This window comes from Streptomyces sp. NPDC090077, assembly GCF_044747545.1.
Classification (GTDB): Bacteria; Actinomycetota; Actinomycetes; order Streptomycetales; family Streptomycetaceae; genus Streptomyces.
The window spans coordinates 277,384-301,709 of sequence record NZ_JBIVEG010000007.1 but is presented as its reverse complement, the minus strand read 5'-3'; the positions used below and the strand labels follow the sequence as shown (position 1 = coordinate 301,709).

Here is a 24,326-nt window from a genome sequence, read left to right as displayed (position 1 = left end):
GGTCTATACCACCACACCACTCAGATCGGCAGGCCCAGCGTGGAAGTTGTCATCGTCCCGGACGCCAAGGCAGGCGGCGAGCTCATCGCGGAGGCCATGGCCGCCCTGGTCCGCCGCAAGCCCGACGCCCTGCTCGGTGTGGCGACCGGCTCTACCCCGCTGCCCATCTACGAAGCCCTCGCGGCCAAGGTCGAGGCCGGCGAGGTCGACGCCTCCGCGGCCCGGATCTGCCAGCTCGACGAGTACGTCGGCCTGCCGGCCGGGCACCCCGAGTCCTACCGCGCGGTCGTGCTCCGCGAGGTCGTGGAGCCCCTCGGCCTGACCGAGGCCTCCTTCATGGGCCCCGACGGCGGCGCAGAGGACGTCCAGGCCGCCTGCGAGGAGTACGACCGGGCGCTGGCCGCCGCCGGCGGGGTGGACCTCCAGCTGCTGGGCATCGGCACCGACGGGCACATCGGCTTCAACGAGCCCTGCTCCTCGCTGGCCTCCCGCACCCGCATCAAGACGCTGACGGAGCAGACCCGCGTGGACAACGCGCGCTTCTTCGACGACGACCTGTCCCAGGTGCCGCACCACGTCATCACCCAGGGCATCGGCACCATCCTCGACGCCCGCCACCTGGTGCTGCTGGCCACCGGCGAGGGCAAGGCCGAGGCCGTCGCCCAGACCGTCGAGGGTCCGCTGTCCGCGCTGGTCCCGGCCTCGGCGCTGCAGCTGCACCGGCACGCGACCGTCGTCGTGGACGAGGCGGCCGCCTCCAAGCTGAAGCTGGCCGACTACTTCCGCCAGACCTACGCCGCCAAGCCCTCCTGGCAGGGCCTGTAGGCACCGGGCGTGCGGGAAGGCCGGGCCCCCCTCCACGGGGGCCCGGCCTTCTCGTGTTCGGGCGCGGCCCGTCCCGGCAGCGCCCGTCCGGGCCGCGGCCCGGACGGGCGCTGCCGGTCTCAGGCGCGGCCGGCGATGACCTCGGCCGCCGCCCGCCCGCACACCCGGGAAGCCCCGTGCGTGGCGATGTACAGCGCCCCGCGCGGCTCGGCGCGCGGCAGGCCCATCTCCACGACCACGGTGTCCGGCCGGGCCGCGACCAGCGCGTCCAGGACCTCCGTCATCCACGGGTGCCGGTGCGCGTCGCGGACCACCGCGACCACGGTCCGCTCCCCCGCGGCCGCCAGCACGTCGGCGGCCGAGGCCCCTTCGGGGTAGACGCCCGAGCCGGTCCCCGGGACCAGCTCGGCCAGCTCCGCGGCGACCCCCCAGGGGGTCTCGTCGCCGACCGCGATGTTCGCGACGGGCGCGAGGGTGGCGACGTACGGGTCGGCGACCGGATCCGCCGTGCCGGACACGACGACCGCGCGGCGGGCCGCCGTCAGACCGACACCGGACGCGCCGCTCCCCTCCTGCGGCGCGTCCGGGCGGGACCCGAGGGTCCACTCGGCGAGGGCGCGCACCCGGGCGGCGGCGTCGGCGAGCCGCTCCTCCGGGAGCACGCCCTCGCGTACGGCGGCGACCAGCGCGTCGCGCAGGCGCAGCACGGTCCCCTCGTCGGCGAGGCCCCCGCCGACGCAGATGGCGTCGGCGCCGGCCGCGATGGCCAGCACCGAGCCGCGTTCGATGCCGTACGTCCCGGCGATGGCGTTCATCTCCATGCCGTCGGTGACGATGAGGCCCTCGTAGCCCAGCTCCTTGCGCAGCAGGCCGGTGAGGATCTGCGGGCTGAGGGTGGCCGGGCGGGTCGGGTCGAGGGCGGGCACCAGGATGTGGGCGCTCATCACGGCCTTGGTGCCGGCCGCGATGGCCGCCTTGAACGGGACCAGCTCGCGGGCCTGGAGGGTGTCCAGGTCCACGTCGATCCGGGGCAGCGCGTGGTGCGAGTCGACGTTGGTGTCGCCGTGGCCCGGGAAGTGCTTGGTGCAGGCGGCGACGCCGGAGGCCTGGAGGCCCTCGACGTACGCGGCCGTGTGCCGGGCGGCGAGCGCGGTGTCGGCGCCGAAGGAGCGGACGCCGATGACCGGGTTGTCGGGGTTGGAGTTCACGTCCGCGGACGGGGCCCAGTTGAGGTTGACCCCGCACTCGGCGAGGCGGCGGCCCAGCTCGCGGGCGACGTCCCGGGTCAGGGCGGTGTCGTCGACGGCGCCGAGGGCGAGGTTGCCGGGGAAGGACGAGCCGCCCCGGACCTCCAGGCGGGTGACGTCGCCGCCCTCCTCGTCGATGGCGACGAGGACGTCGTCCCGGACCTCCCGCAGCTGCGCGGTGAGCGCGGCGAGCTGCTCGGGCGAGGTGATGTTGCGGCCGAACAGGCCGACGGCGGTGAGCCCTTCGCCGACCTGGCGCAGCAGCCAGGCGGGGGCGGTGGTGCCCTCGAAGCCGGGCTGGAGGACCGCGAGGGCGTCGCGGGTGAGGCTGTCGACGCGGTGCGCAAGGATCGTCATGGTCCGTTATCCCTTCACGGCGCCGGAGGTCATGCCCCCGACGGCCTTGCGCTGGAGGAAGATGAAGATCACCAGGACGGGGATCGCGAAGATCGAGGACGCGGCCATGGTGGCGCCCCAGTCGTTGCCGAAGGCGGTCTTGAACTGGGTCAGCCACAGGGGCAGGGTCTGGGCGGTCTTCTCCTTGTTGAGGATCAGGACCATCGCGAACTCGTTCCAGGCGGTGATGAAGCCGAAGAGCGAGGTGGACATCAGGCCGGGGGCCAGCAGCGGGAAGATCACCTTGCGGAAGGCCTGGCCGCGGGTGCAGCCGTCGATCTGCGCGGCCTCCTCCAGGGTCACCGGGACGGCGGCGATGAAGCCGCGCAGGGTCCAGATGGTGAAGGGGAGGACCATCGCGAAGTAGATCGCGGTCAGCACGGCGAGGCTGTTCAGCATCTCGGCGTCGCGCATGATCATGTACATCGCGATGACCATGACCTCCCAGGGGGCCATCTGGGCCATCATCACGCCGAGGACGAGGCCCTTGCGGCCCTTGAACTTCATGCGGGCGATCGCGAAGCTCGCGGCGAGGGCGACCAGCAGGGCCAGCAGGACGGCGCCGACGGTGACGACCAGGCTGTTGGTGACGTACGTCCAGAAGTTCTCGACGCCGGTGGCCTTGGTGAAGTTGTCGAGCGTCGGGGTGAAGACGAAGACCGGGTCCTTGGTGAGGATCTCCCCGTTCGGCTTGAGGGCCGAGGAGAACATCCAGTAGACCGGGAAGACGAAGACCAGGGCCAGCAGCACCGCGCCGGCGTTCTTGGCGACGGTCGCGGGGCGCAGCGGCTTGCGGGTGCGCAGCTGCTGGGCGGGCTTGTCCGGGGCGGTGGTGGTGCTCACTGCTCCTCCTCCTGCTTCAGGATCAGGCGGAAGTAGAAGGACATGACGACCAGCAGGATCAGGATCGTCAGGACGGAGATCGCGGCGGCGAGGCCGTAGTGGGCCTGGCTCTGGCCCTCGACGTAGGCGAAGACCGGGAGGATCTCGGAGGCGCGGTCGGGGCCGCCCTTGTTCATCGCGTAGACCTGGGTGAAGGCCTTGAAGACCCAGATCACCTCGAGGAACGTGGTGACCATGAAGAAGGGCCGGAGGTTGGGGAAGACGACCTTCCAGAAGGTCTGCCAGCCGTTGGCCCCGTCCATCCGCGCGGCCTCGTACAGCTCGGCGCCGACCGTGGTGAGGCCGGCGTACATGTTGAGGGCGACGAAGGGGATGGAGCCCCAGACGACCAGGAGCGTGACGATCGTCAGGGTGGACAGGCCGGTCTCGAACCAGTTGTGCTGCTCGTAGCCGGCGAAGCCGAGGCTTCGCATCAGCCAGTTCATGACGCCGAACTGCTCGTCGAACAGCCAGTAGAAGACCTGGACGGAGGCGACGATCGGCATGGCCCAGGCCATGACCAGCGCCATCGACAGGACCAGGCGCATCCACTTGCCGAGGCGGTTGAGCAGGATGCCGATGAGGCTGCCGATCACCATGATCAGCACGACGTTGGCGAAGGTGAAGGCGAAGCTGCGGACGACGACGGTCCAGAAGTTGGAGTCGCCGAGCAGCTGGGTGTAGTTCTCCAGTCCCGCGAAGGGGTACTTCCGCTGGATGAACTCGATCTTGTTGATGTCCTGGAAGGACAGGATCACGTTCTTGATCAGCGGGTACAGCAGCAGGAGCGCGAGACTGGCCACGGCGGGCAGGACCAGCAGGTACGGCAGCCACCCCGAGGGGAGCGGCCTTCTGCCCCCGCGAGGAGACGTATGACTGGGGCCGGCCTTGGCGGCGGGTGCCTTCGGCGGCCGTCCGGCGGACTGGTGTGGTGCGTCCTGTGGAGCGCTGGTCGTCGCTCCCTGGGAATGCACGGTCATGGCTTGGCTTCCTCGCGGTTGACTGTGGAGTCAAATGCGCGACCGGGGGTGGGGGGGGGGGGGCGGCGCCCCCCCCCCCCCACCCCCCGGTGCGTTCACACTGCTGGGCTGTGCGGGTACTGCCGGGTGGGGCCGTTACTTGTTGATGCGGTTCGCGATTTCCTTGTCCGCCTCCGCGGCCGCCTTGGCGGCGTCCTCACCCTTCAGGACCTTGGTCATGAACTCCTTGATCGGGTTCGGCTCGGTCTCGACGTTCGCCCAGCCCGCGGTCACCGGGGTGATCTTGCCGTTGGCGCCGGCCTTGGCCATGGCCTCGGCGAAGGAGCCGGCGGCCGGGGCGAAGTTCGCACCGACCTGGTTCGGCAGCAGCGCGCCCTTGACCTCGGCGGCGTACTTGGTCATCTGGTCCTTGCCGGTGGCCAGGGCCAGCCACTCCTTGGCGAGCTCCTTGTTCTTGGAGCGCTCGGCCACGGCGAGGTTCGAGCCGCCGAGGAAGACGGTGCCGGACTTGTCGGCCGTCTTGCCCGGGATCGGGAAGTAGCCGAAGTCGGCCTCCTTGCCCGCGTCCTTCAGGGCCTTCTCGGCACCGCCGGCCTCCCAGCCGAGACCGATCCAGGAGGAGACGCCGCCCTTGGGGACGATGTCGGTGGACTGCTGCGGGGTGGCCTCGTCCTTGTCCTTCGGCGCGGTGGAGAAGGACTGGAGCTTCTTGTAGAAGTCCATCGCGGAGGCGGCCTGCGGGGTGGCCAGCTGGCCCTTCCACTTGCCGCCGTCCTTGACGGCGAGGTCGCCGCCCTCGTCCCAGACGAAGCCGGCGAGGATGTACCAGCTCTGGCCGGGCAGGTAGATCGGCTGCGCGGACGGGTCGGAGGCCTTCAGCTTCTCCAGGCCGGCGATCCACTCGTCGCGGGTCTTCGGCGGGGTGACGCCGGCCTTCTCGTAGGCCTTCTTGTCGTAGACGACGACGCGGTTGGCCGCGTACCAGGGGGCGGAGTAGAGCTTGCCGTCGACCTCGGCGGAGGCGAGCATGCTCTTCTGCCAGGCGTCGGCGCCGAGCTTGGCCTTGTCCTTGGTCAGGTCGGCGAGGCCGCCGGTGACCGCGTAGCCGGCGGTCTGGGTGTTGCCGAGCTCAAGGACGTCCGGCGGGGTGTTCTCGGAGAGGGCCGTGGTGACCTTCTCCTGGATGCCGGTCCACTTCTGCTCCTCGACCTTCACCGTGACACCGGGGTGCTTGGCCGAGAACTCCTTGTTGACCTGCTCGATCCAGGCCTTCGGAGCGGAACCGTCCATCACCCAGACGGTGATCTCCTTGGCGCCACCCGACGCGTCGGACTTCGGCTTGTCGTCGCCGCCGTTGCCGCACGCGGCGACACCGACCATCATGCCCACGACACCGACCGCCGCAATGAGCTTGCGCTTCACGCCACCCTCCTCAGGGATGCTGCTGCTTTGCACCTTCCCTCGCCCGCCGCGGTGACGTACGTACCAAGTACTGCCGTGGGGCCGGGATCTGATCCACATTGGTTTAGACCAGTACCGGGAGCTTGGCCTAGACCTTTAGGGGTGTCAAGGGTCTAATGAGCGGGTGCTCGGTCCGTTACCGGACCGACACCTGGGGGAGGGGAGGAGGCCTGCCCTCCCGCCCGTGTCACCATGTGACCGCACATATCGGAGGAGCCGGTGACGGCAGCGAAACTGGAGTCGGGAAGGCGGGCGGCGATGGCCACCGAAGGGGCGACCACGGAGCCGGAAGGCGGGCCGGCCACTCGCACGGCGCGCGTGCCCAAGTACTACCGACTCAAGCGGCACTTGCTCGACATGACCGAAACGCTCCCCCCCGGCACCCCCGTGCCGCCCGAGCGTACTCTCGCGGCCGAATTCGACACCTCCCGGACCACCGTCCGGCAGGCCCTCCAGGAGCTCGTGGTCGAGGGCCGGCTGGAGCGCATCCAGGGCAAGGGCACCTTCGTCGCCAAGCCCAAGGTCTCGCAGCCGCTGCAACTGTCCTCCTACACCGAGGACATGCGCGCCCAGGGCCTGGAGCCCACGTCCCAGCTCCTCGACATCGGGTACGTCACGGCCGACGACACCCTCGCGGGCCTCCTGAAGATCGCCACGGGCGGACGGGTCCTGCGCATCGAGCGGCTGCGCCTGGCCAGCGGCGAGCCCATGGCCATCGAGACCACCCACCTGTCGGCCAAGCGCTTCCCGGCGCTGCGCCGCTCCCTCGTCAAGTACACCTCCCTCTACACCGCCCTCGCCGAGGTGTACGACGTCCGGCTCGCGGAGGCCGAGGAGACCATCGAGACCTCCCTCGCCACGCCGCGCGAGGCCGGACTGCTCGGCACCGACGTGGGCCTGCCGATGCTGATGCTCTCGCGGCACTCCCTGGACGCCGACGGGGAACCGGTCGAATGGGTGCGATCGGTATATCGCGGCGACCGTTACAAGTTCGTTGCCCGTCTCCAGCGACCTGCCACCTGATCACCGGTTGACTCCCCGTCCGACCTGGGTGGACGCTCGTACCGCTATGCGGACGGGGGCTTACATCCAGCGGTAACCCCCCGTAGATTCCCTGCGCTTAAGCAGATGATCAACGAGGGGACGAGGATCATGGCGGAACCGGAAGCAACAGGTACGGACGGGGCTCCGACCACGGGGGGAACGGCGGGCCCCGGCTCGCCCCCTCCGCCGGGACGGACCTCCCCGCAGTCGATCGCCGTCTGGGTGGGCGTGGCGCTCGTCGGAGCCCTCGGCTGGGGCGTGCTCGCCCTGTCCCGGGGTGAGGAGATCTCGGCCGCCTGGCTGCTCGCGGCCGCCCTGGGCTCGTACGCCATCGGCTACCGCTTCTACTCCCGGTTCATCGCCACCCGCGTCCTGCGACTCGACAAGACTCGGGCCACCCCCGCCGAACGCCTCGACAACGGTGTCGACTTCCACCCCACCGACCGGCGCGTGCTCTTCGGCCACCACTTCGCCGCCGTCGCCGGCGCCGGCCCCCTGGTCGGCCCGGTGCTGGCCGCGCAGATGGGCTACCTGCCGGGCACCATCTGGATCGTCGCGGGCGTCATCTTCGCCGGCGCCGTCCAGGACATGGTGACCCTGTTCTTCTCCACCCGGCGCGACGGCCGCTCGCTCGGCCAGATGGCCCGGGACGAGATCGGCCCCGTCGGCGGCGCCGCCGCCCTCGTCGCCGTGTTCGTCATCATGGTCATCCTGCTGGCGGTGCTCGCGCTGGTCATCGTCAACGCGCTGGCGCACTCCCCCTGGGGCGTCTTCTCCATCGGCATGACCATCCCGATCGCCCTCTTCATGGGCGTCTACCTGCGCGTGCTGCGGCCGGGCCGGGTCACCGAGGTCTCCGTCATAGGCGTCGCGCTGCTGCTGCTCGCCATCGTCGCCGGCGGCTGGGTCGCCGACTCCTCCTGGGCGAGCACGTTCACCCTGGAGAAGGAGACGCTGGTCATCTGGATGGTGGTCTACGGCTTCATCGCCTCGGTGCTGCCGGTGTGGCTGCTGCTCGCTCCCCGCGACTACCTGTCCACCTTCATGAAGGTCGGCACCATCGCCCTGATGGCGGTCGGCGTCGTCCTCGCGATGCCGACGCTGAAGATGCCCTCGGTCACCGACTTCGCCGCGGGCGGCGACGGCCCCGTCTTCGCCGGGTCGATGTTCCCGTTCGTCTTCATCACCATCGCCTGCGGCGCCCTGTCCGGCTTCCACTCGCTGGTCGCCTCGGGCACCACCCCGAAGATGATCCAGAAGGAGACCCAGGTCCGGGTCATCGGCTACGGCGCCATGCTCACCGAGTCCTTCGTCGCCGTCATGGCGGTGATAGCGGCGAGCATCATCGAGCCCGGCCTCTTCTTCGCGGTGAACTCCCCCGGCGGCGTCATCGGCGCCACCGTCCAGACCGCCTCGAAGGCGGTCACCGACTTCGGCTTCGCGATCAGCCCGGAGGCCCTCGCGCAGGCCGCGAAGGACGTCGAGGAGGCCAGCCTGCTGTCCCGCACGGGTGGCGCGCCGACCTTCGCACTCGGGATGTCGGAGATCTTCTCGTCGGTCATCGGCGGCGCCGGGATGAAGGCCTTCTGGTACCACTTCGCCATCATGTTCGAGGCCCTGTTCATCCTGACCACCGTCGACGCCGGCACCCGCGTCGGCCGGTTCATGCTCCAGGACACGCTCGGCAACGTGCACAAGTCCTTCAAGGACGTCAGCTGGAAGCCGGGCGTGTGGCTCGCGAGCGCCGTGGTCGTCGGCGGCTGGGGCTACTTCCTGTGGGTCGGCGTCAAGGACCCGCTGGGCGGCATCAACCAGCTCTTCCCGCTGTTCGGCATCGCGAACCAGCTGCTCGCGGCCGTCGCCCTGGCCGTCTGCACCACGCTGCTCGTCAAGTCCGGGCGGCTCAAGTGGGCCTGGGTCACGGGCGTCCCGCTGGCCTGGGACGTGGCCGTCACCCTCACCGCGAGCTACCAGAAGATCTTCTCGGACGACGTGAAGGTCGGCTTCTTCGCGCAGCGCGAGAAGTACCAGACCGGCATCGACGCCGGGAAGGTGCTGCCGCCCGCCAAGAACATGGACGACATGCACACCGTGGTCACCAACGCCACGGTCGACGGGGTGCTGTCGGCGCTGTTCGCGGTGCTGATCGTCATCGTGCTGGTGGACGCGGCCCGGGTCTGCCTCAAGGCCGTCCGCAACCCGGAGTCGGTCAGCCTCTCCGAGGTGCCGTGGACCGAGTCGAAGATCATCGCCCCGGCCGGGCTGATCGCCACCGCCGAGGAGAAGGCCGAGCTCGCGGCCGCCGGCCTCGACGGGGACGGCGGCAAGGCCAAGGAACCGGTCGCGTGAGCGGGGTGCGCGGGGCGCTGGCGAAGGCCCGGTTCTACGTCCGGGAGTTCTCCGGCGAGGCCGCGTACGACCGCTACGTCGCGCACGCCCGCGCCCACGACCCGGACGCCGAGGTCCTGACCCGGCGCGCCTTCGAGCGGGCCCGCACGGACGCCCGCGAGGCGGACCCCCGCGAGGGCTTCCGCTGCTGCTGAGGCCGTCCTACGCGGACGAAGGGCCCCGCCGTCACAGATCGAGACGGCGGGGCCCTTCGGCTTGGCCGGGGGCGCCCGTGCGGGCGATCTCCTCGAAGTCCTCGGTCGGCACGTGGGAACGGTGGCCGGTCATCACGGTCACGCCTCGCTCGCCTTCCAACGACGGTTGCTGATCCGACGACAGCGCCGACCACCGACACCCGTCCGGCACACTCGGCGGCATGGACATCGAGATCAGAACGGCGAGGGAAGACGAGTACGGGCGGCTCGGGGAAATCACCGGGACGGCCTACAGCGGGGACGGGCTGCTGGACCTGAACGAGGACGACGCCTACCTGAACGTCCTGCGCGACGTCGCCGGGCGGGCCGGGGACGGGGAGGTGCTCGTCGCCGTGGAGGACGGCCGGGTGCTCGGCGGAGTGACGTTCGCCGCACCCGGGAGCCGGCTCGCGGACGTGGCCGGGCCGCAGGAGGCCGAGTTCCGGATGCTGGCGGTCGCCTCCGAGGCGCGCGGCAAGGGCGTCGGCGAGGCCCTCGTACGGGCCTGTGCCGAACGGGCCCGGGCCCTGGGGGTCGGGGCCCTCGTGCTGTCCACCCAGCCGGCCATGCTGGGCGCCCAGCGGATCTACGCGCGTCTGGGCTTCGTACGCACTCCGGAGCGCGACTGGTCGCCCATCCCGGCCCTGAAACTGCTCACCTACCGCCTGGAGCTGTAGCCACGCCGACACAACATGTGGTGGGTCGCGCGCGGGCGGCCCCCCACATGTATGCTCATCCTCGCTGTCGCCGCAGGGGAATCCGGTGCGAATCCGGAACTGTCCCGCAACGGTATGAAAAGTCCGAGGACCTGCCGACAGTGCGCCCGGGTCGACCGAACCGGGTGCCGACCACGTCCGGGCCTCGCGGTTGGGCCGGTGGACGCCATGCGGTGTGTCGCGATCCGTCGCGCCCGCGTGCGCCTCCCCGCGCCCCGACCCGCCGACGACCGGGCCGAGCGAGGGAGAGCTCCCGCCGTGACCATCGCGCCTTCTGCACCGCGCGCCGAGTCCGTTTCTGGCGACACCACCGAAGGCCCGGGGGCCGCGCTGCTGCGTACTCTCACCGAGCTGACCGCCGACCTCCCCGACACCGACCCCGGCCGGATCGCCGCCGCCGCCCTGCGCGGCCGCAGCGCCTCCGCCGACGAGGCCGAGCTGCGCGGGCTGGCCACCGAGGCCGCGGCGGGCCTGATCTCCGAGGACCCCGCCTACTCCCGGCTCGCCGCCCGCCTGCTGACGCTGGCCGTGGCCGACGAGGCCGCCGGCCAGGGCTCGACCTCCTTCGCCGAGTCCGTCGCCGTCGGCCACCGCGAGGGCCTGATCGCCGACCGCACCGCCGAGTTCGTCGCCGCCCACGCCGCCCGCCTGAACGCCCTGGTCGAGCACACGCTCGCCGAGGGCGCGGACGACCGCTTCGGCTTCTTCGGCCTGCGCACCCTGCACAGCCGCTACCTGCTGCGCCACCCCATCACCCGCCAGGTGATCGAGACCCCGCAGTACTTCATGCTGCGCGTGGCCTGCGGCCTCGCCGAGGACGAGAGCGTCCAGGCCGTCGAGGAAGTCGCCTCGCTGTACCGCCTGATGAGCCGGCTCGACTACCTGCCGTCCTCCCCCACGCTCTTCAACTCCGGCACCCGCCACCCGCAGATGTCCTCCTGCTACCTGCTGGACTCCCCGCTGGACGAGCTGGACTCGATCTACGACCGCTACCACCAGGTCGCGCGCCTGTCCAAGCACGCCGGCGGCATCGGCCTCTCGTACTCCCGCATCCGCGCCCGCGGTTCGCTGATCCGCGGCACCAACGGCCACTCCAACGGCATCGTGCCGTTCCTGAAGACCCTCGACGCCTCCGTCGCCGCCGTGAACCAGGGCGGCCGCCGCAAGGGCGCCGCCGCCGTCTACCTGGAGACCTGGCACGCGGACATCGAGGAGTTCCTGGAGCTCCGCGACAACACCGGCGAGGACCAGCGCCGTACGCACAACCTCAACCTCGCCCACTGGATCCCGGACGAGTTCATGCGCCGCGTGAACGCCGACGCCGACTGGTCGCTGTTCTCCCCGGCCGACGTCCCCGAGCTGGTGGACCTGTACGGCGACGAGTTCGACGCCGCCTACACCAAGGCCGAGGCGGCGGGCCTGGCCAAGAAGACCATGCCGGCCCGGGACCTCTACGGCCGCATGATGCGCACCCTCGCGCAGACCGGCCAGGGCTGGATGACCTTCAAGGACGCCTCCAACCGGACCGCGAACCAGACCGCGCTGCCCGGCACCGTCGTCCACTCCTCCAACCTCTGCACCGAGATCATCGAGGTCACCAACGACGGCGAGACGGCCGTCTGCAACCTCGGCTCGGTCAACCTCGGCGCGTTCGTCGCCGACGGCGACATGGACTGGGCGCGCCTGGACGAGACCGTCCGCACGGCCGTGACCTTCCTCGACCGCGTCGTGGACATCAACTTCTACCCGACCGAGCAGGCCGGCCGCTCCAACGCCAAGTGGCGTCCGGTGGGCCTGGGCGCGATGGGCCTCCAGGACGTCTTCTTCAAGCTGCGCCTGCCCTTCGACTCGGCCGAGGCGAAGGCCCTGTCCACGAAGATCTCCGAGCGGATCATGCTGGCCGCGTACGAGGCCTCCTGCGACCTCGCCGAGCGCTCCGGCCCGCTCCCGGCCTGGGCCGAGACCCGCACCGCCCAGGGCGTCCTGCACCCGGACCACTACGAGACCGAGCGCCACTGGCCCGAGCGCTGGGAGGCCCTGCGCGCCCGCGTCGCGCAGACCGGCATGCGCAACTCGCTGCTCCTCGCCATCGCCCCGACGGCGACGATCGCCTCGATCGCGGGCGTGTACGAGTGCATCGAGCCGCAGGTCTCGAACCTCTTCAAGCGCGAGACCCTCAGCGGCGAGTTCCTCCAGGTCAACGGCTACCTGGTGGAGGACCTCAAGCAGCTCGGCGTGTGGGACGCGCAGACCCGCGAGGCGCTGCGCGACTCCTCCGGCTCCGTCCAGGGCTTCGGCTGGATCCCGGCCGAGATCCGCGAGCTGTACCGCACGGCGTGGGAGATCCCGCAGCGCGGCCTGATCGACATGGCGGCGGCGCGCACGCCGTACCTGGACCAGAGCCAGTCGCTGAACCTGTTCCTGGAGACGCCCACCATCGGCAAGCTCAGCTCGATGTACGCGTACGCCTGGAAGCAGGGTCTGAAGACCACGTACTACCTGCGCTCCCGCCCGGCGACGAAGATCGCCCGTGCCGCCTCCGGCGCGGCCGCCGTCCCGGCCGCCGCCGCCCCGGCCCAGCTGCCCCAGGCCCTCGACGCCGAGGCGCTGGCCTGCTCCCTTGAGAACCCCGAGTCCTGCGAGGCCTGCCAGTAATGAGCTCCACCGACAAGAAGAACCTCCTGGACCCGGGCTTCGAGCTCACGCTCCGCCCGATGCGCTACCCGGACTTCTACGAGCGCTACCGGGACGCGATCAAGAACACCTGGACGGTGGAGGAGGTCGACCTCCACTCCGACGTCGCCGACCTCGCGAAGCTGACGCCGGCCGAGCAGCACATGATCGGCCGTCTGGTCGCGTTCTTCGCGACGGGCGACTCGATCGTCTCGAACAACCTGGTGCTGACGCTGTACAAGCACATCAACTCCCCGGAGGCGCGCCTGTACCTGTCGCGCCAGCTGTTCGAGGAGGCCGTGCACGTCCAGTTCTACCTGACGCTGCTCGACACCTACCTGCCCGACCCGGACGACCGCGCGGCGGCCTTCGACGCGGTCGAGGAGATCCCGTCGATCCGCGAGAAGGCGCAGTTCTGCTTCAAGTGGATGGACTCGGTCGAGAAGATCGAGCGGCTGGAGACGGCCGCCGACCGGCGCCGCTTCCTGCTGAACCTGATCTGCTTCGCGGCGTGCATCGAGGGCCTGTTCTTCTACGGTGCGTTCGCCTACGTGTACTGGTTCCGCTCGCGCGGCCTGCTGCACGGTCTGGCGACCGGCACCAACTGGGTCTTCCGCGACGAGACCATGCACATGAACTTCGCCTTCGAGGTCGTGGACACGGTCCGCAAGGAGGAGCCGGAGCTCTTCGACGACGCCCTCCAGCAGCAGGTCACCGACATGCTGAAGGAGGCCGTCGAGGCGGAGCTGCAGTTCGGCCGCGACCTGTGCGGTGACGGCCTGCCGGGCATGAACACCGACTCGATGCGCGAGTACCTGGAGTGCGTCGCGGACCAGCGCCTGGTCCGCCTCGGCTTCCCGCCGGTGTACGGCTCGCAGAACCCGTTCTCCTTCATGGAGCTCCAGGGCGTCCAGGAGCTGACGAACTTCTTCGAGCGCCGCCCGTCGGCGTACCAGGTCGCCGTGGAGGGCACGGTCGACCTGGACGAGGACTTCTAGTCCCCCCGTCCACACGCGCGCGTCCCCGTTCCCGGGCAACCCCGGGGGCGGGGACGTCGTGCTGTGGGGGTGCTACTTCTTGCAGGTCACGTTGGCCGTGGCCAGGGCCGACTTGCCCTTCGAGGGGCCGCTGTCGACCACGAACTTCTGGGAGATGCTGGCCGACGTCGAACCGGCCGGAACGGCGGCCTGGTCGGTCACCGACTTCAACTCGGCCTGGTCCTTGGCGAACTCCACGGTCCCCGGCACCTTGCCGCCGGCCTTCCGCTCCCAGTGGAACTGGACCGTACCGGGCCCGGTGCCCACGAGCTGCGCGGTGAAGCGGATGCCCTGGGAGCAGTCGGTCTCGCCGCTCTTGGGGGTCGCCGTCACGACGACCTCCTCGACCACGACGTTGCGGGAGGCGTTCCCCTTCTTGCGGTCCTCCTTGCCCTCCTTCTGGCCCTCCTTGGACCCCTTGGCCCGGCCGTCCGCGAAGCCGGTCTCGTAGCCCTTGGCGTAGCCCTCCTGGAAGGCCTTGATGGCGAGGTCCTCGCACTGGTCTGCCGTGAGGCCGGGCTGCTTCTTCTTGAACGCGTCGTCGTAGGACTGCCGGTAGGCGTCCTCGAAGCCGTCCGCCCGGCCGTCCTTGAGGCCCTCCTTGTGACCGAGCGCGAACGCGTCCTTGTTCAGCTGGACCACGTCGCAGGCCGGGGGCGCGGCCCTGGCCACCGGGGCGGAGGCGGGCGGGGCTGCGGCGTCGGCCGCGGCCGCCGGGAGGCATGCCAGCGCCAGTCCCGCGGCCACGGGGAGTACGACGGCCACACGCTTGCAACGCTTCATGACGGGTCCTTCCGCGTGTTCCTCCCCCTGGGGCGGGTTCGCGGCGTGCGTCACTTCCATGCTGGCCCGCCCTTGGTCGCGTGTCGAACGGACGCCGCGGGCCGGCGGTCGGTGCGGCGGTGGCAGGACTTTCGCAGGAGAACGGATTACTGCCACACTGGAGCCATGCTGACCAACGTGGCGGTGGCCCTCTCCGACGGAGTGACGCCCTTCGAGTTCGGGATCTTCTGCGAGGTCTTCGGGATCGACCGGAGCGAGCAGGGGCTGCCCGTGTACGACTTCGCGGTGTGCGCGGCCGAGGACGGGCCGCTGGCCATGGCGGACGTCGGCTTCACCATCACCCCTGCGCACGGCCTGGAGCGGCTGGAGGAGGCCGATCTGATCTGCCTGCCCGCGGACCGGCAGGCGCCGGTGCGCCAGGACTACCCCGAACCGTTCCTCGACGCCCTGCGCCGGGCCGTGGACCGGGGGGCGCGGGTGCTCAGCGTGTGCAGCGGCGCCTTCGTGCTCGGCGCGGCCGGGCTGCTGGACGGGCGGCGCTGCACCACGCACTGGATGCACGCCGAGGCGCTGACCCGCCGCTACCCGGCGGCCCGGGTGGACCCGGACGTGCTCTACGTCGACGAGGGGCCGGTGATCACCTCCGCCGGCACCGCCTCGGGCATCGACGCCTGCCTGCACGTGGTCCGCCAGGAGCACGGCGCCGAGGTGGCCAACACCATCGCCCGGCGGATGGTCGTACCGCCCCACCGCGACGGCGGCCAGGCCCAGTTCATCCGGCGGCCGCTCCCCCGCACCGCCTGCGACACGGTCGGCGGGGTGATCGGGTGGATGGCCCGGCACCTGGACGAGGAGATCACCGTCGAGCGGCTGGCGGAGCGGGCGCACATGTCGCCGCGGACCTTCGCCCGCCGCTTCCTCCAGGAGACGGGGACCACCCCGTACCAGTGGGTGCTGCGCCAGCGGGTGTTGCTGGCGCAGGAGTTGCTGGAGTCCACCGACGACACGGTGGACGCCATCGCCGGCCGCAGCGGCTTCGGCACCGCGGCCGCCCTGCGCCACCACTTCCTGCGGACCCTGGGCACCACCCCGAACGCCTTCCGCCGGGCCTTCCGCGGCCCCCGCGCAGTGGCCTGACTGCAGCCCAACGGCCGGTAATCGACGGTGACTTGACATTCGGGAGGGGTGGGTCTGGTCGTGCTCCGGCAGCGGTGATGTCATCCGGTTGCACCGCTCCCTGCGGCACCCCCCACATGCGAAGGCCCCGCTCCGGAAACGGAGCGGGGCCTTCGTAGGCGTTGCGCACGCGCGCGGCGCGGCGGCGCCCGCGGGATCAGTCGTTCGGGACGACCTCGTAGCGCGGGGTGTTCTCCGCCATCTGGCGCAGCGCGTCCTTGCGGTCGCGCTTCGAGAGGCGGTCGATGTACAGGTAGCCGTACAGGTGGTCGGTCTCGTGCTGGAGGCAGCGGGCGAAGTAGCCGGTGCCGCGGACCTTGATCGGGTTGCCCTGGGCGTCCTGGCCGGTGACCTCGGCGTAGTCCGGGCGGGCCAGCGAGGCGTACGCGGTCGGGACCGACAGGCAGCCCTCGTTCGAGTCGTCCAGCACGCGGGAGGCGGCCGGCTGCTCGACCAGCTTCGGGTTGACCACGACACCGGTGTGGCGCACGCCGTCGTCGTCCGGGCAGTCGTAGACGAAGACCTTGGCGTCGACGCCGATCTGGTTGGCGGCCAGGCCCACGCCCTCGGCGGTCTTCTGGCTGGCGAACATGTCGTCGATCAGCTGCGCCAGCTCGTCGCCGAACTCGGTGACGTCCTTGCACTCGCGGTGCAGCACCGGGTTGCCGACCACCGTGATCGGGCGGGACGTGCCGCGCTCACGGTAGGCCAGCTCGCGCGCCTCACAGTCCGCGGTGTCCACGACGTAGCCCTCGTCGTCGATCGGGGTCACCTGGTTCTCCTGCTGCGCCATGTCCGCCGTACGCCTTCCCTCAAGTCCGTGGTGTGCCCGTACAGCCTACGGCCCTGGGTCAGCAGACTTCTTCGAGATCCCGCCACTCGCGGCTGTCGGGGCTGTCGGCGACCCAGCCGTCGAGCAGCCCGCGCACCAGGCCGGCCGGGGCCGCGATGCCGCATTCGCGCTCGGGGACCCACAGGGAGCCGGATCCGGCCGTGCGGTGGCCCAGCGGGCCGGGATGCCCCGGTTCGCTGTGGTCGTGCGGGTCCAGGTGGTCGCCGTTGCCCTCGCCGCTGGGCATCGCGCTCTCGGAGCACGTCCGGCACAGCAGGCGCACCGACGAGGACCAGTCCTCCGCGGCGAAGCCCGCGTCGGAGGCCAGCTGCTCCAGGGCGTCGCGGTCGGCCTCGGTGGCCGCCTCCAGCAGCACCACCCAGGTCGGCACCGGCGAGGGCGCCCAGAGCTCGATCTCGTCGAAGACCGGGTACGAGGGGCCGGCCGCGGTGATCCGCTCGCCGTGCGGCACCCCGTCGTGCAGGACGACCTCGCCCCAGCGCCGTCCGGAGGAGGGCAGCGGGATGGAGAGGACCTCCATCCGGGCTGGATCGAGCCTGCGGCCCCACACGACCTCGGCCTCGCCCTCGGGCGACAGCCGTACGGCCGCGCTGCCGAGCTCCATGCCCACCGGCTCGCCGGTGCCGGCCGTGCTGTGCGGGTCCCCGGGCACCTTCAGCCCGTACGCCTGCCAGGCCCGGCGGGCCAGCGGCCAGTCCTGGAGCGCGGTCGCGGCGATGCCGACGTTCCACCAGTCCGGGGCGCCGGTCTCCCGGTCGAGCAGGGCCACGGCGCGCAGTCCGGCGGCCCTGGCCTGCTCCCAGTCGTGCCGGAACTTGTGGAGAAGGGCCAGGTTGAACCAGGACTCGGACAGCCAGGGCTCCAGATCGGCCGCCCTGGTCAGCAGCGCGCCCGCGTCCTCGTACCGACCGTCGCCGATCAGCGTGAACGCGCGGTCGGTGGCCTGCCGCCACGAAGCGGAGGGCCGATGCCGTACCTTCCCGAAGATCCTCACGATTCCCGCCTGCTTGGGGGCACCCCCAGCGGTGGCTGGGGGACAGGTGCGCGTTGCGCACACCCTCACGGACACTCCTACTGCATCCAACCATGCCCGCTCGGACGGCCGCTCATTACCCATGGGTTACCCCGGCGGAACGGGTACGACCCGGCCGCGTCCGCCCCTGGCCAGAACCCTCGCCAAGGACTCCACGACCTCCGGCTGGTAGTCGCGCCCCGTGCCCAGGCGCAGCTGTTCGAGGGCGGTGAGTGGGCCACCCGGGTGACGGCCGCCGCCCCCCAGGTCGTCGTACGCGTTGACCGTGCGCACGATCCGGGCCGCGACGGGCTGCTCGCGGTACGGGTCCGCCTGGCGTTCCACGATCACCGCGACCTCCGCCGGCACCCCCGCCCGGCGGGCCACCTCGCCGCCCAGCCCGGCGATCCGGCGGGCCTCGGCGGCGGGCAGCCCGGCGGTGGCCCCGGCGGGGACCGGGTCGACGAGCGAGAGCTGGCCGATGTCGTGCATCAGCGCGGCGTACTCCAGGACCGTGAGCTCCCGCTCCGACAGGCCCAGCTCGCGGCCGACGGCGCAGCTGAGGGCGGCGACCCGGCGGGCGTGCCCGGGGGCGGTGTACCCGGCGATCTCGGTGGCCCGGGCGAGGGAGGTGATGGTCTGGCGGTAGGTGGTGCGGACGGCGGCGATCCGGTGGAAGGACATCTGGGTGAGCAGCAGCGGCACGCAGAAGACCGGCAGCGCCCACAGGCCCGCCACGGCCACCCCGAGGGCCATCACGACGCCGGTGGCGCAGATCGCCGAGCCGGTGCCGGGCAGGGCCCGCAGCTCGTCGCGGAGCAGGGGCCCGTACGGCCAGCCGGTGCGGGCGCCGGCCGCGACCGCGGCGAGCACGGCGTCGCACAGGGCGGTGAGGCCCAGCAGGAGCAGCAGGAACAGGACGAGGTACGGGCCCTGCCCGAGCCGCTCGCCGAGCCGCCCGGAGTGGTGCAGGGGCTGGAAGCAGGCGGCGGCGAAGGCGACGGTGAGGACCCGGCGGGCCACGTGGTCGAGGGCCGGGCCGTGGCCCCGGGCGATGTGCGGGACGGTGCCGGCGAGGGCGGCCGCGACGACGACGGCGACGGTCTGGAGCACCCCGTGGTGGGTGGGGTGCCCGGCGTTCTGCCCGAGCAGGGCGTACGCGAGGGCTCCGGCGGAGCCGAGCGGTGCGGGCCGGCGGTGCCCGGCGGGCCCGGGGCCGTCGCCGGCGCGGGCCGGGCGGTGGTCGCGGCGGGCCAGCTCGCCGAGGGCGACCAGGGTGCCGAAGCCGAGGGCGGTGCCCGGCTCGACCACGCCGGTCCACAGGGTGTGCCCCAGCCCGGCGGCGGTGAGCACGCCCGCGGCGCCGCGTACGGCCCAGGCGAGGGCCCTCACCGGCCGCCGCCGGCCCGGCCCGCGGGGTCGCCGGCCCGGCCTCCCCCGGACCCCTCCGGGCCGGGCGGCGGACCGCCCTGGGAGGGCATCGCGGCGGGGGCCGCCGGGGCGGCGATGACCTGGAGGTCCTCGTCCGAGGTGACCACGGGGTGCCAGCCGTGCCGGCCGATGGCGGCGACCAGGGCCCGCACCATCGCCGGGTCGAACTGGGCCCCCGCGCAGCGCTCCAGCTCCGCGAGGGCCGTCGCCACGGGCCGGGCCCGGCTGTAGGAGCGGGTGGAGGTCATGGCGTCGAAGGAGTCGGCCACCGCCACCACACGGGCCAGGACCGGGATCTGCTCGCCGCTGAGCCCGTACGGGTAGCCGGATCCGTCGACCCTCTCGTGGTGGTGGAGGATCGCGGACCGGGCCTCCCCGAGGAACCCGATGCCCCGCACCATCTCGTGTCCGTACTCGGGGTGCAGTTCGATGGTCCGGCGCTCCTCCGGGGTGAGCGGGCCGTCCTTGCGCAGCAGCCGGGTCGGCACGCCGAGCTTGCCGACGTCGTGCAGGATGCCGGCGATCCGGACCGTTTCGAGGCGCTCGTCCCCCATGCCCAGCTCGCGGGCGATCATGGCGGAGGCCTGGCCGACCCGTTCGCTGTGCCCGCGGGTGTAGCGGTCCTTGATGTCGACGGCCTGGACGAGGGCGCGGATCGTGTCCCGGTGCGCGGCGCGCTCACGGTGGTACTGGGCGAACACCCCGCAGGAGATGTACATCGGCAGCAGCACGAGCAGGGCGGCCGGAACCCCGTACGGGCTGCGCCACATGACGGCCATCATCAGACCTGCGAGCCCGTGCACGCAGTGCGGGGCGAGGGCGCCGGCCAGGTGTCCGTGCCAGGCGGTGGCGGCGGGTCTGCCCTCGGCGGCGGCCAGGACGGCCCCGTCGAGGGCGGTGAGGACCAGGCAGAAGACGACAGCCGCGGCAGCGGCGGGGAGCATCGCGTACGGGAAGTCGGCCACCCAGGCGGCGGGGCCGGCGTCGTGGCCCGTCCCGCCGGGAGCGCCGCCCCGCCCGGTGAGGGCCTCCCGGCCGCCGAGGAGCCCGTGGACCCGCCCCGCCGCCCAGGCGGCCGTGGCCTGCTGGGCGGCGTGCCAGATCCGGCGGACCGCGGCGGGCCGCTGCACGACGCCCTGGGCGAGCGCCCCCGGCACGGCCACGAGCGCGGCGGCCGACGGGGGCAGCAGGAAGACGGCGGCCATCACCACCGGGAAGAAGGAGCCGGTGCCCTCGGGGACCCGGCGGCCCAGGACGGGCAGGGTCCGCGCGGACTCGCAGCCGAGGTAGAGGAGGGCCAGCAGGGCCACGTCGGGCCACGGGGTCGCCGCGCCCGCGAGGAGGGCCGGGGCCGCGCAGGCCGAGGCCGTGAGGACGGCGGCCAGGACGCAGGCGCGCGCCATCGGCGGAACCGTCCGCATGGCGCTCTCCTCCCCCAGGGGCCGGGAAAACCGGGTACCGGACGTGAGCGGTACCGCGAGGGGAGAATAGGTCGGCCCTTGAACGGAGCGGGCCACATTTCGGCATTGCGCCGTACGGGCGCCCCCGGATTAGCACCTTCGAGTGAATGAAGTGTGCTTCCGGGGGCGGTGGTTCAGCGGTCGGGGCGAACCGTTCAGCCGGTGGCGGGACCGGCGGTGATGTCGCCCTCGGGCACGGCCTGGCCCGAACGGATCAGTTCGATCCGCCCCATGACCTTGGAGCGCAGGTCGGTCGGTACGTCGTCCGATCCGCAGCAGCGCTTGACCAGCTTCTTCACGGCCTGTTCCAGGCCGTACTTCTCCAGACAGGGATTGCATTCGCCGAAGTGCGTCTCGAACTTCGTGCAGTCACTGTCGGGCATCTCGTGGTCCAGGAACTCATAGAGATGGTCCAGGACCTCGGCGCACTCCGTCTCGTGCGGCTCTCCGCAGCTCATGAGCCCGAGCCTTTCAGGTCGTTCGACTCTCCCGCGCCGGCGGGAACCAGCCCGCGCTCACGGGCATAGTCCTCCAGCATTCCGCGGAGTTGACGGCGCCCACGGTGCAGCCGCGACATGACCGTACCGATGGGTGTACCCATGATGTCCGCGATCTCCTTGTACGCAAAGCCCTCTACGTCGGCAAGATAGACCGCGATGCGGAACTCCTCCGGAATGGCCTGGAGCGCTTCCTTCACGTCCGAATCGGGCAGATGGTCGAGCGCCTGCGATTCTGCGGAGCGCAGACCCGTCGACATGTGCGACTCGGCGCGCGCCAGCTGCCAGTCCTCGATCTCCTCGGCGGCGCTGCGCTGCGGCTCGCGCTGCTTCTTGCGGTAGGAGTTGATGAACGTGTTGGTCAGAATGCGGTAGAGCCACGCCTTGAGGTTGGTGCCCTCGCGGAACTGGTGGAAGGACGCGTACGCCTTCGCGTAGGTCTCCTGGACCAGGTCCTCGGCGTCGGCCGGGTTGCGCGTCATGCGCAGCGCGGCGGAGTACATCTGGTCGAGGTAGCCGAGGGCGTCCCGCTCGAAACGCGCATTGCGCTCGGCGGTCGTCTCCTGTGCCTGGCCTTCGTCGGTCCCAGCGACAGGACCCACCTCCTCCGACAGCGTGGCGGCTCCGAAAGCGGATCCGCTCGAATCGGAGAATAGTCGACCATCCCGTCCCTCCGCCGCCCGAAGCGAGTCGCGCTTGGGGGCGGGCAGCACCGTCCATTCCAGGTCAGCGGCCTGCGGGCGGTTCTGGCTGATGACCCGGGTCATGCGCTCCCTCTCCTCCGACGTCTTTTCCCTGCGTTCCGACACTCCCCACAACAGGCGGCCGGGGCAGCGCATTCCCCGGCGCGCCAAGGGTTTTCGGGAGGTTCCGGGGCCGTGCGGGAAAGGGTGAGCGGGGTCACGCCGGAATCTGTCAGGTCCCGGCCGGGCCGACCCGGTACGGGACTCCGTCCGGGTCTCCGGGGCCGGATCCGGGCTCAGCCGGCGAGCCCGGCGAGCCCGGCGAGCCAGGGCGCCACCGCGCCGGTGATGACGGCCAGGGCCTCGTCCTGCGTCAGGTCCGCCTTCTTCGGCACGGCGAAACCGTGGTCCCCGGAGGGCACCTCCACGAGCTCGTACTCCCCCGCGGGGAACTCCTCCGGCCGCCCGAAGGGGTCCCGGCCGCCCTGCACCACCAGCGCGGGTCTCCCGGCGCCCAGCAGCTCCTCGGCACGGGACCTCTCGGGCCGGCCCGGCGGGTGCAGCGGGAAGGCCAGCGCGAGCACCCCGGCCGCGCCCAGCTCCGCGGCGGTCCGGCAGGCCACCCGGGCCCCGGCGCTGCGCCCGCCGGCCACCACGGGCACCCCGGGCCGCTCCAGCGCGGGCCACAGCGCCCGCCAGCCCTCGTCCAGCACCTTGGGGGCGGCGGCGACCTTCTTCCCGGCGACCCGCCAGGGCTGCTCGGCCAGGGCGACGGTGACGCCCCGGGCGGGCAGGGCCGCGGCCAGGGCCCGGAGGTCGCGGGCCTCGATGCCGCCGCCCGCGCCGTGGCCCAGGGCCAGCACCAGCCGGGCCGCGCGGGCGGTGTGCCAGGTGATCCGGGCCTCGCCGGCCGGGGTGTCGACGCTCTCGGTACGGGTGCTCATGGGCCCATCCTGCCGGGCGGCGGGCCCGGAGCCCCGCAAGGGCGCCCGGCGGCCCGGACGCTAGAAGAGGGTCGCCTCCTCGGGGCCCTCCAGCTCGCGCAGCAGCTCCGGCCCGTTGTTGCGGACGCTGCTCACCGCCGTGGCCACCGGGTACGCCCGCATCAGCCCGCCGGGCGGGGGCGCCAGCAGGTCCCGCAGGCTGTTCTCGTCGGTGCGGGCGGGGTCCAGCCAGGCGTCCCAGCGGTCCGGGGTCAGCATCAGCGGCATCCGGGGGTGGATCTCGGAGAGCGAGCGCGGCCCCCCGTCGGGCGCCACCCCCAGCGGGGTGGTCTCCGCCTCGGCGGTGATCACCGAGCAGGTGGCCCACCAGGCCCCCGGGTGGTCGGGGGGCAGGGTCCCGTCGCGCCAGAACTCGTAGATCCCGGCCATCGCGAAGACCGAGCCGTCGGCGGGGAGCACGAAGTAGGGCTGCTTGCGGGCCCGCTTGCGCTTCCCCTCGACCTCCAGCTCCCGCTCGTCGTGGGCGGTGACCCACTCGTAGTAGCCGTCGGCGGGGACGATGCAGCGGCGTTGCGCGAAGGGGCGGCGGAAGGACGGCTTCTCGTGCAGGGTCTCCGACCGGGCGTTGATCATCCGGGCCGCGCCCTCGGGGTTCTGCGCCCAGGAGGGGACCAGGCCCCACTTCAGCACCCGCAGCTGGCGAACCGGACGGGGGTCCCGCGCGTCTTTCAGGGGGCGGTCGAGGACGACGTGGACCTGCTTGGTCGGCGCCACGTTCCAGTCGGGGGCCAGGGTCTCGCTCGGTTCCCACCGTTCGATCCCGAATATCCCCGCCAGCTCCGTGGGCGTCCGACTCGCCGCAAACCTTCCGCACATGGCTGACACACTGCCATGGACCCGACCCCCGACCGCAAGGAGTCCGCCACTCCATGGACAGCAGCACGACGGCCGGCCTCTGGGACCGGCTCACCGGAATACAGACCGCGCCCGCCTTCTGGCTGGTGGTGGCGACGGGCCTGGCCGCGCTCGCGGTCGTGGCGCCGCGCCCGGTGTGGCTGGTGGCCCGCAATGCGATCACCATCGCGCACGAGGGCGGCCACGGGCTGCTCGCCCTGCTGACCGGCCGCCGGCTCACCGGGATCCGGCTGCACTCCGACACCAGCGGGGTCACCCTCAGCTGGGGCAAGCCGACCGGGATCGGGATGGTCCTGATGCTCGCCGCCGGCTACACGGCGCCCGCGCTGCTGGGCCTGGGCGGGGCGGCCCTGCTGGCGGCGCACCGGATCACGCTGCTGCTGTGGGCGGCGACCGCGCTGCTGCTGGTGATGCTGGTGATGATCCGGAACGCGTACGGGCTGCTGACGGTGGTGCTGACCGGCGGGGTCTTCCTCCTGGTGTCCTGGAAGGCCCCGGAGGCGGTCCAGGCGGCGTTCGCCTACGCGGTGGTGTGGTTCCTGCTGCTGGGCTCGGTCCGGCCGGTGTTCGAGCTCCAGGCCCAGCGCCGGGGCGGCGCGGCACCGGAGTCCGACGCGGACCAGCTGGGCCGGCTCACGCACGTCCATCCCGTCGCCTGGCTGCTCCTGTTCCACACGGTCACCCTGTGCAGCCTCATCGGCGGCGGGCGCTGGCTGCTCGCCCTCTGAG

22 protein-coding genes and 1 riboswitch are annotated in these 24,326 nt (G+C 72.0%); of the genes, 9 read left to right on the top strand and 13 right to left on the bottom strand.

From position 1 onward, the window contains the following. The first annotated feature begins 39 nt into the window (after window positions 1-39). Window positions 40-825, top strand: coding sequence for a glucosamine-6-phosphate deaminase (nagB, locus tag ACIPW5_RS15495; protein ID WP_401244821.1), 786 nt, complete (start codon window positions 40-42; stop codon window positions 823-825). Window positions 826-944: 119 nt separating this feature from the next. Here nagB and ACIPW5_RS15490 read toward each other — a convergent pair whose 3' ends face one another. The 4 genes from ACIPW5_RS15490 to ACIPW5_RS15475 all read right to left on the bottom strand — a co-directional run bounded on the left by ACIPW5_RS15490 (window position 945) and on the right by ACIPW5_RS15475 (window position 5,752). Beyond that, window positions 945-2,429, bottom strand: coding sequence for a glycoside hydrolase family 3 protein (locus ACIPW5_RS15490; RefSeq protein WP_401244819.1), 1,485 nt, complete (start codon window positions 2,427-2,429; stop codon window positions 945-947). A 6-nt stretch (window positions 2,430-2,435) separates the two neighbouring features. After that, window positions 2,436-3,272, bottom strand: a complete 837-nt coding sequence (locus ACIPW5_RS15485; RefSeq protein ID WP_401244885.1) for a carbohydrate ABC transporter permease — start codon at window positions 3,270-3,272, stop codon at window positions 2,436-2,438. Between the two features lie 35 nt (window positions 3,273-3,307). Then, window positions 3,308-4,330: a carbohydrate ABC transporter permease gene (locus tag ACIPW5_RS15480; RefSeq protein WP_401244817.1), complete on the bottom strand. Its 1,023-nt coding sequence runs from the start codon at window positions 4,328-4,330 to the stop codon at window positions 3,308-3,310. 135 nt (window positions 4,331-4,465) lie between these two features. Beyond that, window positions 4,466-5,752, bottom strand: a complete 1,287-nt coding sequence (locus tag ACIPW5_RS15475) for an extracellular solute-binding protein (RefSeq protein WP_401244815.1) — start codon at window positions 5,750-5,752, stop codon at window positions 4,466-4,468. Between the two features lie 297 nt (window positions 5,753-6,049). Here ACIPW5_RS15475 and ACIPW5_RS15470 point away from each other — a divergent pair, with 297 nt between their 5' ends. The 6 genes from ACIPW5_RS15470 (at window position 6,050) to ACIPW5_RS15445 (ending at window position 13,804) form a co-directional block, all read left to right on the top strand. Further along, entirely contained in the window at window positions 6,050-6,814 is a 765-nt protein-coding gene (locus ACIPW5_RS15470; RefSeq protein ID WP_007266450.1) for a GntR family transcriptional regulator, read from the top strand. Window positions 6,815-6,943: 129 nt separating this feature from the next. After that, a complete protein-coding gene (locus ACIPW5_RS15465; protein WP_401244883.1) occupies window positions 6,944-9,184 on the top strand; it encodes a carbon starvation CstA family protein in 2,241 nt (746 codons plus the stop codon). After that, a complete protein-coding gene (locus ACIPW5_RS15460) occupies window positions 9,181-9,378 on the top strand; it encodes a YbdD/YjiX family protein (RefSeq protein WP_401244813.1) in 198 nt (65 codons plus the stop codon). The genes ACIPW5_RS15465 and ACIPW5_RS15460 overlap by 4 nt, the downstream gene beginning before the upstream one ends. A 221-nt stretch (window positions 9,379-9,599) precedes the next feature. Next, window positions 9,600-10,094 (top strand): GNAT family N-acetyltransferase, encoded by a 495-nt coding sequence (locus ACIPW5_RS15455; RefSeq protein WP_401244811.1) that lies wholly within the window; start codon window positions 9,600-9,602, stop codon window positions 10,092-10,094. A 16-nt stretch (window positions 10,095-10,110) separates the two neighbouring features. Next, window positions 10,111-10,248, top strand: a riboswitch (cobalamin riboswitch). A 143-nt stretch (window positions 10,249-10,391) separates the two neighbouring features. Then, window positions 10,392-12,788, top strand: a complete 2,397-nt coding sequence (locus ACIPW5_RS15450) for a ribonucleoside-diphosphate reductase subunit alpha (RefSeq protein ID WP_401244809.1) — start codon at window positions 10,392-10,394, stop codon at window positions 12,786-12,788. Then, window positions 12,788-13,804, top strand: a complete 1,017-nt coding sequence (locus tag ACIPW5_RS15445) for a ribonucleotide-diphosphate reductase subunit beta (RefSeq protein ID WP_362064370.1) — start codon at window positions 12,788-12,790, stop codon at window positions 13,802-13,804. Before ACIPW5_RS15450 ends, ACIPW5_RS15445 begins: the two co-directional genes overlap by 1 nt. Window positions 13,805-13,876: 72 nt before the next feature. Here the strand turns inward: ACIPW5_RS15445 and ACIPW5_RS15440 are convergent, their stop codons facing one another. Further along, complete coding sequence (locus ACIPW5_RS15440) at window positions 13,877-14,626, bottom strand: hypothetical protein (protein WP_401244808.1); 750 nt, start codon at window positions 14,624-14,626, stop codon at window positions 13,877-13,879. 165 nt (window positions 14,627-14,791) lie between these two features. Here ACIPW5_RS15440 and ACIPW5_RS15435 point away from each other — a divergent pair, with 165 nt between their 5' ends. After that, a complete protein-coding gene (locus ACIPW5_RS15435; protein WP_401244807.1) occupies window positions 14,792-15,763 on the top strand; it encodes a helix-turn-helix domain-containing protein in 972 nt (323 codons plus the stop codon). 196 nt (window positions 15,764-15,959) lie between these two features. On the opposite strand, the gene def is transcribed toward ACIPW5_RS15435, so the two are convergent. From def to ACIPW5_RS15395, 8 genes are all read right to left on the bottom strand, one after another. Further along, on the bottom strand, window positions 15,960-16,595 hold the full coding sequence (gene def, locus ACIPW5_RS15430; protein ID WP_401244805.1) for a peptide deformylase: 636 nt from the start codon (window positions 16,593-16,595) through the stop codon (window positions 15,960-15,962). Window positions 16,596-16,653: 58 nt separating this feature from the next. Next, window positions 16,654-17,649, bottom strand: a complete 996-nt coding sequence (locus ACIPW5_RS15425) for a hypothetical protein (RefSeq protein ID WP_267032753.1) — start codon at window positions 17,647-17,649, stop codon at window positions 16,654-16,656. Window positions 17,650-17,775: 126 nt separating this feature from the next. Continuing rightward, window positions 17,776-19,059: an HD-GYP domain-containing protein gene (locus tag ACIPW5_RS15420; RefSeq protein WP_401244803.1), complete on the bottom strand. Its 1,284-nt coding sequence runs from the start codon at window positions 19,057-19,059 to the stop codon at window positions 17,776-17,778. Next, window positions 19,056-20,519: an HD-GYP domain-containing protein gene (locus tag ACIPW5_RS15415; protein ID WP_401244801.1), complete on the bottom strand. Its 1,464-nt coding sequence runs from the start codon at window positions 20,517-20,519 to the stop codon at window positions 19,056-19,058. The genes ACIPW5_RS15420 and ACIPW5_RS15415 overlap by 4 nt, the downstream gene beginning before the upstream one ends. A gap of 194 nt (window positions 20,520-20,713) precedes the next feature. Then, on the bottom strand, window positions 20,714-21,016 hold the full coding sequence (gene rsrA / locus ACIPW5_RS15410; RefSeq protein WP_388933841.1) for a mycothiol system anti-sigma-R factor: 303 nt from the start codon (window positions 21,014-21,016) through the stop codon (window positions 20,714-20,716). Next, window positions 21,013-21,657, bottom strand: coding sequence for a sigma-70 family RNA polymerase sigma factor (locus ACIPW5_RS15405; protein WP_007266438.1), 645 nt, complete (start codon window positions 21,655-21,657; stop codon window positions 21,013-21,015). Before ACIPW5_RS15405 ends, rsrA begins: the two co-directional genes overlap by 4 nt. Window positions 21,658-22,034: 377 nt before the next feature. Further along, window positions 22,035-22,682, bottom strand: coding sequence for an alpha/beta family hydrolase (locus tag ACIPW5_RS15400; protein ID WP_401244799.1), 648 nt, complete (start codon window positions 22,680-22,682; stop codon window positions 22,035-22,037). Window positions 22,683-22,742: 60 nt separating this feature from the next. After that, entirely contained in the window at window positions 22,743-23,558 is an 816-nt protein-coding gene (locus ACIPW5_RS15395; RefSeq protein ID WP_401244797.1) for an SOS response-associated peptidase, read from the bottom strand. A gap of 53 nt (window positions 23,559-23,611) precedes the next feature. Between ACIPW5_RS15395 and ACIPW5_RS15390 the strand changes: the two genes are divergently transcribed. Then, on the top strand, window positions 23,612-24,325 hold the full coding sequence (locus ACIPW5_RS15390; protein WP_401244795.1) for a M50 family metallopeptidase: 714 nt from the start codon (window positions 23,612-23,614) through the stop codon (window positions 24,323-24,325). Window position 24,326: the final 1 nt, after the last annotated feature.

Excerpts from the sequence above, each read along its gene's own strand:
- ACIPW5_RS15490 (WP_401244819.1), bottom strand. The coding sequence starts at position 2,429 with ATGACGATCCTTGCGCACCGCGTCGACAGCCTCACCCGCGACGCCCTC.
- ACIPW5_RS15480 (WP_401244817.1), bottom strand. The coding sequence starts at position 4,330 with ATGACCGTGCATTCCCAGGGAGCGACGACCAGCGCTCCACAGGACGCA.
- ACIPW5_RS15470 (WP_007266450.1), top strand. The coding sequence starts at position 6,050 with ATGGCCACCGAAGGGGCGACCACGGAGCCGGAAGGCGGGCCGGCCACT.
- ACIPW5_RS15465 (WP_401244883.1), top strand. The coding sequence starts at position 6,944 with ATGGCGGAACCGGAAGCAACAGGTACGGACGGGGCTCCGACCACGGGG.
- ACIPW5_RS15455 (WP_401244811.1), top strand. The coding sequence starts at position 9,600 with ATGGACATCGAGATCAGAACGGCGAGGGAAGACGAGTACGGGCGGCTC.
- ACIPW5_RS15445 (WP_362064370.1), top strand. The coding sequence starts at position 12,788 with ATGAGCTCCACCGACAAGAAGAACCTCCTGGACCCGGGCTTCGAGCTC.
- ACIPW5_RS15440 (WP_401244808.1), bottom strand. The coding sequence starts at position 14,626 with ATGAAGCGTTGCAAGCGTGTGGCCGTCGTACTCCCCGTGGCCGCGGGA.
- ACIPW5_RS15435 (WP_401244807.1), top strand. The coding sequence starts at position 14,792 with ATGCTGACCAACGTGGCGGTGGCCCTCTCCGACGGAGTGACGCCCTTC.
- def (WP_401244805.1), bottom strand. The coding sequence starts at position 16,595 with ATGGCGCAGCAGGAGAACCAGGTGACCCCGATCGACGACGAGGGCTAC.
- ACIPW5_RS15415 (WP_401244801.1), bottom strand. The coding sequence starts at position 20,519 with ATGCGGACGGTTCCGCCGATGGCGCGCGCCTGCGTCCTGGCCGCCGTC.
- rsrA (WP_388933841.1), bottom strand. The coding sequence starts at position 21,016 with ATGAGCTGCGGAGAGCCGCACGAGACGGAGTGCGCCGAGGTCCTGGAC.
- ACIPW5_RS15400 (WP_401244799.1), bottom strand. The coding sequence starts at position 22,682 with ATGAGCACCCGTACCGAGAGCGTCGACACCCCGGCCGGCGAGGCCCGG.
- ACIPW5_RS15395 (WP_401244797.1), bottom strand. The coding sequence starts at position 23,558 with ATGTGCGGAAGGTTTGCGGCGAGTCGGACGCCCACGGAGCTGGCGGGG.
- ACIPW5_RS15390 (WP_401244795.1), top strand. The coding sequence starts at position 23,612 with ATGGACAGCAGCACGACGGCCGGCCTCTGGGACCGGCTCACCGGAATA.